Annotated in this window: 8 protein-coding genes; all 8 read right to left on the bottom strand. The window is 49.6% G+C overall.

Going from position 1 to position 12,817, the window contains the following annotated elements; all coding sequences use genetic code 11:
• Positions 1 to 455: hypothetical protein (locus GTN70_02355; GenBank protein NIO15834.1), on the bottom strand; the 455-nt coding region annotated here is incomplete at its 3' end.
• 19 nt (positions 456 to 474) lie between these two features.
• Positions 475 to 2,280: a hypothetical protein gene (locus GTN70_02350; GenBank protein NIO15833.1), complete on the bottom strand. Its 1,806-nt coding sequence runs from the start codon at positions 2,278 to 2,280 to the stop codon at positions 475 to 477.
• 57 nt (positions 2,281 to 2,337) lie between these two features.
• Positions 2,338 to 5,625 (bottom strand): M6 family metalloprotease domain-containing protein, encoded by a 3,288-nt coding sequence (locus GTN70_02345; GenBank protein ID NIO15832.1) that lies wholly within the window; start codon positions 5,623 to 5,625, stop codon positions 2,338 to 2,340.
• Positions 5,626 to 6,221: 596 nt separating this feature from the next.
• On the bottom strand, positions 6,222 to 7,832 hold the full coding sequence (locus tag GTN70_02340) for a protein kinase (protein ID NIO15831.1): 1,611 nt from the start codon (positions 7,830 to 7,832) through the stop codon (positions 6,222 to 6,224).
• Positions 7,813 to 9,195, bottom strand: a complete 1,383-nt coding sequence (locus GTN70_02335) for a response regulator (GenBank protein NIO15830.1) — start codon at positions 9,193 to 9,195, stop codon at positions 7,813 to 7,815. The genes GTN70_02340 and GTN70_02335 overlap by 20 nt, the downstream gene beginning before the upstream one ends.
• 13 nt (positions 9,196 to 9,208) lie before the next feature.
• Positions 9,209 to 11,350: a PAS domain S-box protein gene (locus GTN70_02330; protein ID NIO15829.1), complete on the bottom strand. Its 2,142-nt coding sequence runs from the start codon at positions 11,348 to 11,350 to the stop codon at positions 9,209 to 9,211.
• 5 nt (positions 11,351 to 11,355) lie between these two features.
• Complete coding sequence (locus GTN70_02325; GenBank protein NIO15828.1) at positions 11,356 to 11,925, bottom strand: DUF4390 domain-containing protein; 570 nt, start codon at positions 11,923 to 11,925, stop codon at positions 11,356 to 11,358.
• A 109-nt stretch (positions 11,926 to 12,034) separates the two neighbouring features.
• A partial coding sequence (gene lpxC, locus GTN70_02320; protein ID NIO15827.1) for a UDP-3-O-[3-hydroxymyristoyl] N-acetylglucosamine deacetylase occupies positions 12,035 to 12,817 on the bottom strand: 783 nt, incomplete at its 5' end.

The following is a 12,817-nucleotide window of genomic DNA, read 5'->3' as shown; positions in this document are numbered from 1 at the left end:
GCCCCCGATGCAACTTCAACCAGGGCCATCTCTATGGAGACCTCGTTTGCCGCCTCCTTTTCTTTTCCTCTCCCGTAGTTTACTACTTTTCCTATGATTATGCCCTGAATGGCCAGCTCGTCACCCAGCTTCTTTACCTGCTCCCTGTCGAGGATATCTGTGGTAACTATCTTCAGTTTCTTCATCGCATCTCTCACGAAACGGGGATCCACCACATCTTCAAAAACCTCCTCGTGGTAAAGAGCAGGAATGAGAAGGGACTCTATGGCCTTTTCCGCATCCTTGGTCTCGGTAAAGTTGTCGAAGGGAAATACCGCAACCCTGTTGATTCTCAAAAATTGATCCTTCTCCTTCGATTCTTTGACAAACTCCCTCACCAAGGCGCCCGAACAGCCGGCCAGAAGCAGAATTGCCGTGCAAAAAAGAATTAATCCATTACCTTTTAGTTTTTTCATGTCTTTCCCCTTACCATTATTAAAAATCTACCTTGAAGCTAAAAGTCAGATTGTGGGTTTCATCGAGTTCTGATGAAAACGTTTTATCGAAGGAATATTTCAGTTGCGTGTCGAAGTTGAGTCCCTTCCATCCAAAGTTTACATCGAAAGTCTCAGAGTCATCGGTCAGCTTGTTCTTGTCATAGCTGTAGTTTACCGAAAAATCGAAAGGCCCCATGGTGTGGTCCCAGTTAAACGTGATCGTCGATGTGATATCGGGAGGCGAATCATCCCCCGACCGGTCTGTTGCAGTCCTTGAAACCGTGAGGGTAAAGTTCGACCCTTCCCAGGGTTCATCGAGATTGATATCGATGGTTGTATCGTCGTCTCTCTCTATTACCTTGTTGGGATGCTCCTCGCTTCGCCCATACGCGTGGCTCAATGAAAACCTCAACCGATCGGTAACTTCCGTTTCATAATCCAGCCCGAAGTTAAAATCTATGTTTCTTGATTTCTGCTCGCTCGGTTTCGTGAGGTCTTCGGTAATGGTCAGCGTGTACTCCGGGGTAAGCTGGAGACGTATCGCTTCGAAATCCAGGTCCGATTTTATCGACAGATCCCTGTCTTTTGTTGTCATTATCCCGTTCTCTTTTTCCTGAGACCAGTCATATGATACAGTCAGGTCCATAAATGTTTCCGTATCGGCAGACCAGGAAGCGCTTATATCATCCGCTTTGATTTTCTTATCGTTTGCTGGAGCCAGCCTATCCTCAGTATCGGTATCTCGTTTCTCGTACTTAATTGAAAAATCAAGAAGATTTGAGAAACCCATGCTCACATCGTATGTGAATGTATCCTCCGTATCCCTTATGTTGTTATCGATGGAAATGTCCTCGTCAATTGTCCTGGAATAGGTAAAGCTAAAATCGATCGGCTCTCCAATTCGCTGGTCAAAATTGAGCTCGAAATCTGTGCTCTCTGAAATTCCCCTCTCTATAATATCATCCTCTCTTTCAAATTGATATGTGGCTCCCATTTCCGTTTCCTCGAACAACCGGAGATCCACTTTCCCATCATATGTGTTATTTTCCGTATTGGTTTCGTTCGTCTTTCCTCCGGCATCGAGCAGGGTGCCTCCCGTGGTCTTCTGATATTGATGTTTGAAATCGAACTTCAAATTGCTCGAAAAAACATATTTGAACGTCTCTTCCGTATTTAAATCCTCATCGATCGTGTCCGAATCGGGCGTTATCCGGTCTTCTGACTCGTCCCTCGTGTAATCCACCTTTAATTTTAGAAACTTTGCAAACTCGTACACCGAGGAAACCTCAAAGGATGTATCCTGGGAATCGGTGTCATCACCCTGTTCGTCCGTATCGACGGTGTATTTCAATTTAAGGTCGGGAACCTTTTCGCTTGGCTCGAAGAAATACTCGATGAAGTAACTATCCTGAATGGACGTTGGCTCGAAGGGTTGATCATTTGATTCCCGCGTTCTTTGCGCACCGAGATTTAATTCCCAGTACTCAGCCTTGCCCCCGATTTCCGCTTCGGGAAGAAAACGGGTCGTGTCCTCACCATCGCTTTGAAACTCGTTTTCCAGTTCCAGTATGAGCTTGAAATCCACATCGAGCCTTGGTAAGAGCATCTGCGAATACTGCAACTCAAAAATCTCGCTGAAAGTCTGGTCAGTCTCCGTGCCAGTCTCTGACCTATCCACGGTCAGGTCATACTCAAAGTCGAAGCTCGATGAGTATACGTCGGCACGAGAAGACTTGCTGGGAAGTAACATTATGTAATTGATCCACACCATCAAAATGAATATTGCAAACCTTTTTCTCCGCAATTAGCTGCTCTCCAGCTCCTTTTTCCGGCCTTCATGTTCAATCTCTTGAGAAGCTTCTCATCCCGCCTTTCCCTTGACCCGCCAAAAAGCTGCCAAAACACCCAAAATCCCAATAACCAAAAAGAGTTTTCCCATCATATCAATTTCATACATCACATGGATAAAAAGAGCGAGCGGAGCAAGTGAACACCGCGCAATAAATTTCGCTGTGTCATGCTGTTTTATCATCCTCGCAAAGGGTGGACTGCATCGATAATAAGCCGACACGAATTTTCGCCCCGGGTATGTGCCAAGAAGGTGCTCATCCCGGAATTTCCGAAAAATTTCAACCATCGGTGACGAAGAGGACCCAAACGCGGCGGTGGCGATGAAGCAGCCCTCAATAAATAGATTATCCTTGAAGGGGAATATACGGCTCCACGTAGCCCTCGCCGTTCTGACGCCGCGGGGGCTTGCATCATTATATGTTGCGGTAAACGTATTGCCGTTCTGAACGCTCAAAAGGCTCAACCCTCCAGGATCAGGTAACGATGCTCCTGAAGTAAAGCTAAACTGTCCGCGGAAGATCCCTGTGTCAATATCCGTTTCCTGAAGAATAAGGACAAATCCAACCGGATCAGAATCAGACGTGACGAATACAACGGCTATGTTTATCGACCCCGGATCAAAGTTTAGCCCTTCATCTTCAAGTGTCACCGTTGCTACAGCGTCGAGATTCAAATAGGTCGTTGAATCGAGCGTCAATATACCTGCATTTCCAAACCTGCTCCCACCTTTATCGGTAGAAAACCAGATGTTGCCCGACCTGTCGCCGAACGCATCCCTGACAAGGTTCGATGCAGGCCCATCAGGCAGGTCCTGCTCCCGGAAAACGGTAAGCCCCAGACTATCAATGAATCTATCTGCAGGGTCAGCATTGAGATCAATCTGCGTTACTCCGCCATCATTGATTCCGTCATTGCGGTGAGAAAAGTAGACGATCTGCTCCACAAGTCCTTCTATCTCCTGGAACGCAATATCGGTGACCCTGTCGGAAGCTATATCTATTTGAGCGCTGCTATTTTGCCTGGATATATACTGGTGAAATCCGGCAGCATTCCCAAGATCTCCATCCTGATCGACATCGAGAGGATCCAGTTCATCGTCGGAAAAGGTAACCGTAAGCTTGTCATCGTAGACGAGGACGCCGTTATTCTGAGTGGCGATCCAGATAAGACCCTTTGCGTCAACTGAAAGAGCATTACCGATCGGGTTGAGCGGGAGGGTTCTGCTATCAAATTGTGTCACGTCGTTGGGATCTTGTGACCGATAAAGTCGCCTTCCCGTATTGTCATAAGCCCAGACCACATCGAATACGGGATTGAGATTTCCCCCGATGCTGACAACGACACCATCAAAATCGCCGCTGATAACTGACGGAACGAAAACGTCATCGCTTCCAGAATCGGTCCCTCCGTCGTCAATTACGGAAAGACCGCTATTTGTGGCAGCCCATAAAAACCCATCCCCGTCGATTGCGAGGGCGTTTACCGAAACACCCGGCAAAAAAGGAGTGCTGGGCACGAGCTCGAATCCGTTTCCCCTGTCACGCATGCGTGCGATCCCGCTGTCTGTCCCAACCCACATCACTCCCGTGTTCTCATTAAATGCAAAGGCCGTGATGGTGTCGGAGGGAAGATTGTCGGATGTAGCGTTGAAACTTTCAAAAACCCTTCCCGATAGCCTCGATATACCCCTATCTGCAGTGCCAAACCAGACAGCATTGGATGAGTCCTGACCGATCACATTGATATCGTCTGAGACGATAGGGCCGTTCGTAAAACCTTCCGATGGAGCTGTGGACACTTGATTGAATATCCTCCAGTCCGACACGGAGGGGGGAATCCCGGTGCCGGAAATGGAAAGGTCAAAGAGAATAAAGTTCACCGTGAAGAGGAATCCGCCGATGTTTATATTTTGAGGAAATATCGTGAAATTCGTGATAGAAACGTCAATGCCAAAATCAACGGGGTGATCACCGCTAATTATCGGAGAAGAATTGGTCTCGTTAATCCCCGGATTCGGATTATCCCGGTCGAACACCTGGGTGCTGTCTCGGAAAAAATCTCCCAGATCTCCGAAAAATATCGCCCTGTCGTTCGGTGTCGCACCGATAATTGTCCGGTCAAACTCGTCTCCTCCGTCAGCTTCCTCAACGTCGAGGCCTTTGAAGTCGGGATCTACGTTTACCGAGTTTGTCGCCAGTCTCGAATTGATCACATTCTCGTCTACGTGCCATATCACAACACCTGTTCCCGGCAGGGAATTGTCAAAGAGCCAGGCAGGGTTGGGGATAGTCGTGTCCGTTATCTGCCTGTTCTCGATGAGTATATATTGCGTCGGATCCCCGGGGCCATTGATCAGAACCTTGAACGCTTCCGGGACTGCCTCAACGGGCGCCATGATGTTCGAGAAAGATGTTGTCGATAATTCTACGGGAGTCAGCCATCCAAGAAACATCTTTGACCAGGCAGACAGGTGGGTTGGCGTGTCCTGATCCAGCAGGAGATTGTTTCCCCAGAGTCCGAAGCTCATGAGATCGAGGATACCGACGCCGGAAAAGTTTCCCGTTACTCCTCCCTGTGTCGTTGTCGGGTAGAGGTCCGGAAGGCCCATCAGGTGCCCCATCTCGTGCACGATCACGCCAATTCCTATGAGGTCTTCGTTCCCGTTGTCGATGCCGTCGGGATCATTGTAAAACTTCTCTTCAGGGACGATAACGCAATCCACAATGCTGACACCGTCACCGGTTGCTATCGGGATACCGGAAAAAAATATCGTCTGGGAATAGATATCATTTATCGTGTCTCCCGTATCTTCACCACCATATCCTGAATGAACGAAGATTGTCGAATCGACGACCCCGTCGTTATCTGCATCATACCGGGAAAAATCGACGGTGGGGTCGAGAAAAGACACAAGGTCATTGAGCAAAGCCAAGAAGTTCGTGCTGTTCAAACCGGTCGACGTGTCCGTTAGTTGTGAGTTGAGTGTTATCGTGGACGGAAAGTCGATTCCAGACCTGAACCAACCGAAAACATCCGACGGGAGACCGGTTACCGTAAAAGCGCCGTATGAAACCTCCGACCAATAGTTCGCCACGCTCTTGTCCACAGGTCCCGTGTTAAAAAAGAGCGGGGGGAAATCCCCGGCAGCCCGGTGCCGGGGCCTGTCCGAAAAGTCGACGAGAAAAACAACGGGTATGAGCGAAGGGGATGAACGGACATCAATCCCCTGCACAACAGCTCCTGCCCCGATGCCCTCGGGCGCTTTACCCTTCAGCCCCGGTGGTTTGATCTTTCTCATAGGCCTCAAAACATCATCCCCCATTCTTACCTTCGGTAATCCCGTCGTCCTGTACGTTCCACTTTCTTCATCAACCAGCCCGGGTCTTGGCGGAGGAAAGGCAAAAACGACACTTCTAAGGCAAAGGAAAAATATTCCCCATAATATGCATTTTTTTGCCGCTCTTAACATCGTTAAACCTGTTCCCTCCTGCGTAATTTCACGCAGAAACTCCCTTTATTAATTGGGTTCAATTTTCATTCCATCCCGTAAAAAATATTTACGGCGGCGGTATGGTCCTCTCTGGTAAATACTAAAACCAGGACAATAACGTGAAAAGAGCACAGCAACACACATACGGGTTCAGATGATATTCCAAATATGGCCAGGTAATCCCAACTTATTGAAAGATGTGACAATTTATTTATGGAAAGCGATTGAAAATCCTTTTTGCCGGTGTCGTGCGGAACAGGCCGGTAAAAATTTGCATCAGTATACCACACATTCCTGGCACCTTCGTTTTTTAATCAATAAAATCGATTCAATAGAGTGAACGAGATACGAAAAAGGAGCCAGGAGGTGAACAAAAGTCCTGATCGATCCCCGTTGAGCCGAAACTAACGATAAAAGTCCTCTATAAGGACCTCTGTGGTTCCCTCCTTGATCTCTACGCTTCTTTTTATGCTGACCCCTAATTTATCATTGGTAAGGAGCAGTGTGTGCTCTCCAACAGGCAGAGCCCTCTGTATGATCGGCGTCGTTCCCGCCTTCTCCCCATCGATGATTACGTATGCCCATGGGTGCACATTCACGCTCAAAAAACCGGTAGCCCTTTTGAGCGTCACAAATATTTCCCCTCCGCCTGCTCCGTCCTCCCCCGAAATTTCAACAGTTTCATCTGCGAATCCATCCCGTTCCAGCCGGAGAACCGCACCCTCTTTCCCCCTGAATATTTCCCTCGGGATGAGAAGCGGCGTCGTGCCCACATCCTTTCCGTTTACGTACACCGCCGCTTTATCCGGGTAACTTCTCACCTCGAAAGCATCGTTTCCAGGCCCGACCTGATCATCCACGGGAAAAGGTGCTTCTTTTTCCAGCCTTTCCGAAACGGGGTATGATCGAGCAGCTTTTGCGCTTTCGGCAGAAATTACCCTGTTCCCTCTTCCCATGTCGATTGAATCGATTTCCCTCATCCGGTCATTACCCCGCTCATTCTCGACGACACCGCTCACATCCTTATTTTTTGCCTCCCGGCTCTTGATTACCCGGGTCTGGCGTGACCAGAGCAGGAAAAGGATCGAAGCCGACGCAGCGAAAAGGATGATCCAGGCGGGAAAATGAGCCCTTCTTTTCCTGGCCTTTTCATGAGGGGAGCGATCGGGGAAGACATAGGTGTACTCGTCCTCGAAGGGAAGCTGGCTCAGGTAATCCTTGATCTCGAAGCCGCTGTCGAGATTTCTTCTTAAATTCTTGAAATTCTGAAGCAATTCTTCCGCAGGCGGCCTCTTTTCAGGGTCCTGATCGAGACACTGTTTGGAAAATGCCATCAAACTCTGGCGGAAAGCATGCCCGGGGTCGCCTCGATCTCTCCCCACGGGAGCAGCTTCGCCCGCCACATTGCGGATAATGGCCCCGAGAGAATAGATATCGGAAGCGGGGAGCATCCTTTTCTCCCCTGTTACCTCGGGCGCCAGATAACCGCTCTTTCCACCAAGGGGCGTCCTTGAAGACACATGGGACAGAGTACGGGATAAGCCGAAATCGAGAATCTTGAATTCACCGTTCTCACCTATCATTATGTTTTTCGGTGTAAGGTCTCCGTGGATCACACCCCTGCCGTGTATGTAGTTGAGCCCCTCCAGAATTGCCACCACCACTTTTACAACGATCTCGAGGGGTATCCTCTCGCCCCACTTCTCTGTCAGGTTGATAAGCTCTCTCAGGGAGTACCCTTTGATGTGCTCCATGCAGAGAAAGAGACGATCTCCCTCGTCTCCAAAATCGAAAACTTTCACCAGGTTCGGATGGGAGATCCCTGCGAGGGTCCTGGCTTCATTGATGAAAGCTTCCCTGAAGAGCCTCTCCTTTCTCAGGTCACGGGGGAGAAGCTTCACCGCAATCCGCCTCTTGAAACCATGGCTGCCCAGGACCTCGGCGAGAAAGACCTCCCCCATGCCTCCCTGGCCAATGAGCTTGATGAGCCTGTACTTATTCGCGATGACTTTCATTTACCCTGTTCAGGTCAATCCCGAGGGACTTGAGTTTTCTATGAATGCTCGAGCGGTCAAGACCGATCTTCACCGCCGTCTTGGAAATATTCATGTCGTTTTCCCTGAGTTTCATGAGGATAAAATCCCGCTCGAAGAGTGAAATTGCTTCCCTGTACAAGTCGGGATACCCGTCGTGATCGCTTGAAAGATGGACTGATGAGAAACCAAGGGCATCCCCCACATCATGCTCGTCTATCTTATCTCCTGCAGCCATGATAAGCAGCCTCTCGACAAAGTTGCGAAGCTCCCTTACGTTCCCGGGCCAGTCGTAGACCATGAGTCTCTCCACAGCTTCATCAGTTATTCTTTTTCCCGCCCTTCCCTGCTCGGAGGCGGTGATTTTCAGAAAGTGGTCTACGAGAGGAGAAATGTCTTCCTTTCTCTGGCGAAGGGGTGGAATATGCATGGGAATAACGTTTATTCTGAAATAGAGATCTTCCCGGAAGCGATTATCCGAAATCTCGCGCTGAAGATCTTTGTTCGTGGCGCATATGATCCTCACATCAACGGGGATCCTCCGGTTCGAGCCGACCCTGTCGATTTCCTTCTCCTCAAGGAACCGGAGCAGTTTTGCCTGCATAGAAGGCGACATGTCACCGATCTCGTCGAGGAAAAGGGTCCCTCCGTTTGCCATCTCGATTTTCCCGACCTTCTTCTTCACCGCCCCCGTAAAGGCCCCCCTCTCATGCCCGAAGAGTTCGGATTCAATCAACCCTTCCGGCACGGCAGCACAGTTCACCGCAATAAACGGGCCATTTTTTCTCTTGCTCCTGTCGTGTACCATGCGCGCCGCGACCTCCTTGCCGGTCCCATTTTCACCCGATATCAGGACGGCAGCATCCGTGGGTGCGGCTGAGTCAATCTTCGTCTTAACATCCAAAATTGCATCCGAGGTGCCGACAAGAACCGGTTTGAGCTGTACCTTCCTTTTCAACTCCTCATTTTCCCGGAGAAGCCGCTTCTGGTAGATCGCCCTGTCGACGGTTATGATCACCCTCTCCATGGAAAGGGGCTTTTCAAAGAAATCGAAGGCTCCCTCTTTGACCGCTTCAACTGCCGTGCTGATCGTACCGTGCCCTGAAATCATTATTACGGGAACTTCAGGAAAGCTCTTCTTGATCCCCCTGAGGACCTGCAACCCGTCGATTCCGGGAAGCCAGATATCAAGGAGGACGGCCTCGAAGTTTTCCGCCTCCACCATTTGAAGTCCCTCTTCACCGCTCGACGCCGAAGCGACCGAATAGCCCTCATCGGTGAGAATCCCTTTCAGTGCCTTCTGTATGTTTTTCTCGTCATCGATAACAAGAATTTTCCCTTTCACGTCATCTCCCTTTTTACATCGGTAATTCGAATATGATCCTCGTGCCCTCTTTCATGGCTTTTTCCGAATACACTTTTCCGCCATGTTCATCCACGATCGCCTTGACAATCGACAGCCCGAGGCCCTTTCCTCCCTTTTTTGACGAATAGTAGAGGTCGAATACCTTCTCGTGCTCGCCATCGGCTATTCCGATACCGTTGTCCTCCAGACATATTTTCACCACTCCCCTCTCGCCGTCCTGGCCTACATCGAGACGAACCGCCCCCTTTCCCTCTCTCTGCCTGACAGCCCAGAGACTGTTTTCCAGAAGGTTGACGAACACCCTCTTGAGCTTTGCCTGGTCAAAGTTCAGGTTCGGGACCTTCCCGTGGGCAGCGAAAGAAAAAGCGATATCGGGATAGAGTTCTCGGTAGTTGCCGATAATCTGTTTTCCCAGGGCGACAATGTCCCCCTCCTCTCTTTTCGTCTCGGGCATCCTGGCAAAGCGGTAAAACTCATCGACGAGCTGACTGATTATCTCAACCTCCGAGATGATCGTCTCCACGCACTCCTCGAACACCTGACCGTCGGGATGAACCTGACCGGAAAACTTTTTCTTCAACCTCTGCGCCGAGAGGTTGATAGGTGTCAGGGGGTTCTTTATCTCGTGGGCTACCTTCTTGGCCACATCCCCCCACGCCATGATCTGCTGCATTCTTTTGATGTCCGTTATATCATCTACCGTCACCACCACACCCTGATACTCTTTTTGGGCCGCCTTGAGGATTGCGGCGCGAACGATAAGCTCTTTTTTTGTGCCGCCGATGGTGATGTTCACATGTTTTTCCGTTGTCTCCATGAGTTCCGGTTCCAGCCCACCCACCCCTTTTCGAATCACTTCGTACTCGGACCGGGAGAATACGTCCCGGTAGCTCTGCCCTTCCACATCTTCATTTACCCCGAGGATATCTTTCGCCACCTGGTTTATGGTCGTAATTTTTCCCGTCTTGTCCAGGGTGATGACACCCGTGGAGATAATCTTGATGATTGCCTCTATTATTTCCGCTTTGGTAAAGAGTTCGTCGTAGGAGTTCTTGAGCTCCCTGTTGAGCTTCTCCAGTTCGACCCGTGATTGAACTATCTCCTTTGCCATTTTGTTGAAGGAATCCACGAGCAGGCCGAATTCATCGTTTGATTCGTATTCGATCACGACGGGGTCGCGCCCCCCCGAAAGGCGCTCCGTACCCTCGGCAAGCTTTTTCAGGGGAACGGAAAAATCCCGGGCCAGGTAGAAGCCTATCCAGGTGTTCGTGAAAATAATAATGAGGGTAATCATGATGAGAAAACCCAGGTTGGTCGCCCGGATGGGGTCAGTCAGAATCCGGACCTGGCTGTAGGATTTAAAAGCCGACGACACTTTCGAAAGGCTTCCATATATCTCGGATGGGATCTTTTTCACCCCCACCAGGAAGGATAAATCGGGCCGTTTCAGGGCCCCGAAGACTTCGTCTCCCTCGGTGTGGGTTATCAGCTTCCAATCGGCCCTTTCGGACACATACGTTAAAAACTCATTGACCCGGTAATTCTCCTTTTTCCCATAGAGCGGCTCAATCACGCTTCCATCGCTCCGTGCCAGAAGATCGGGAACCCAGGGGGCATCCTGAACTTGGAGTGGGGCGGGTGCAGTGCCTTTCCCGTCAAGGTTAACGAGATAATCTCCCATGAGCTTCTCCTGGAGGGCCACGTACTCCCTGGCTATGACGATGGAGTTTTCCATGCCCTCACCTACCTGGCTTCCCATATACGTCTTGATGCTCGAACGGGTAATTTTATAGGAAAGGAAAAACAAAAGGACCATGGGAATGACGGAAAACACGAGAAATGTCACGACGAGCTTGTACCGTATCTTGGAACCGAGAACGTTCCTTTTCCTCTCGACAAAAAGCTTGAAAAAATTTCTCGACACGAGGTAAAGGAGGAAGAGGATCAGGATGATGTTCAGGTTGATGATTATGAAAACAAAGACATTACCGAGAAAGGGTATCTTCGTAACCGTGCTGGCGATATTTGCCTCCACAATGGTCAGGACGAGCACTATCAGGACGGTAGCGGCAATGAGGATACGTTCGACCTTCCTCTTCTTTCTTTCGAAAAGCTCTCTATCCCCTGTATCCACCTCTTTCACCTCGCTTTTACCCGCAATCTCGCCCAGTCGGTCTTTACGCGAAACCAGTTTGAGACAAAGGGTATGAATTTAAATATTCCGGTAACATCAAGGTCTTCGAGCTGGGCCCGAACGGATACTTCGTACTTCTTCCCGCTCACGGAAACGGGAGAGAGCAGCACCCGGAGATCGTGAAAGCTGAAGAATGCCATTGCAGCTGCGTGCAGGGTTCTGAAAAATTTTTTCCCCTTACCGGTCCCGTCTTCAACGACAAACTCGTCCGCCAGAGGGTCATACATGATTTTTCTCAGGATATTTTCTTCTCCGACAGTTCTATTGAACCAGTTCTTGTGCACTCTCCTGATCAAGATTTCGTATTCAAACTTTACCTCGATACCGCTCTTTATGATCTCCATCAACTCGGGGGAATAGGGGTTGGAAATACGGAAAGAAAGCGTTGCAGCATCCCCTTCGACGATACCCTCCTCGATCACGATCTTCAAGTTCTCATCGGGCTGGGAAGAAGCAGGGAAATGGGGGAGAATCAGCAATATAGCAGTAAAAACAGCTACTTTTATTTTCCGCAAACTTTTCACCCCAAAAAGAGGTCTTTCAAAGTATAGTAATATTGCTGATGCATCAATGCAACACCCAATTGCTCCTTCGTTCAATTTTTTCCGGGTTTCAATCAGGTTATTAGAAGATGGTGTTTTCCAGCGCAAGTGTCGCTTGCGGAGAATGCTCGACACCGGAAAGAGATGAAATTTGCTTGGAAATCTGTTTGATAGCTAGGCTGTTTATGGTGTGGCCCGGCTTATGGGCACTGATGTGGCCCTTCAGCCGCCTGCCGAGGAGGGAAAAATCTCCTATGAGGTCTATCAATTTATGTCTCACGAACTCATCGGAAAACCTGAGCCCCTCCTTGTTGAGAACCTTGAACCCATCGACCACCACCGCATTTTCGAGTGAGCCGCCGAGAGCAAGACCCATCGACCAGAGGGTCTCGATCTGCTCTTTCAGCACGAAGGTGCGTGCAGGCGCTATATGGTTCAGAAAGTTTTCCGGAGTCAGGGAAAAGGTTATGTCCTGCATTCCAATCAGTGTTCCTGGAAAATCGACGACCACATCCATGGTAAACCCCTCTGATGGCATCAGGGTGATCGAGGAGGAGTCAAGATGAAGGGGTTGGCAATCGCCCCTTATCGCGACCGATACGCGCTCCTGTTCAAGATCAGTCAAGCCTGCATCGAGGATCTTCTCGGCTATGGGATGTGCGCTCCCATCCAGGATGGGCATTTCGGGACCGTCAACTTTTATGATGCAGTTGTCGACTTCCATGGCATATAGTGCCGCCATGAAGTGCTCTATCGTGCTGACCGTCTCGCCATCTTTCGTCCCCACAACGGTCGAATACATCGTGTCGACGACATAGTTGAAGTCGACGGGGATAAGGGCTCCCGTATCGAGTTTCAAAATCTT

Source organism: Deltaproteobacteria bacterium (assembly GCA_011773515.1).
Taxonomy (GTDB): domain Bacteria; phylum Desulfobacterota; class Deferrimicrobia; order J040; family J040; genus WVXK01.
This window is presented reverse-complemented; position numbering and strand designations above follow the sequence as displayed.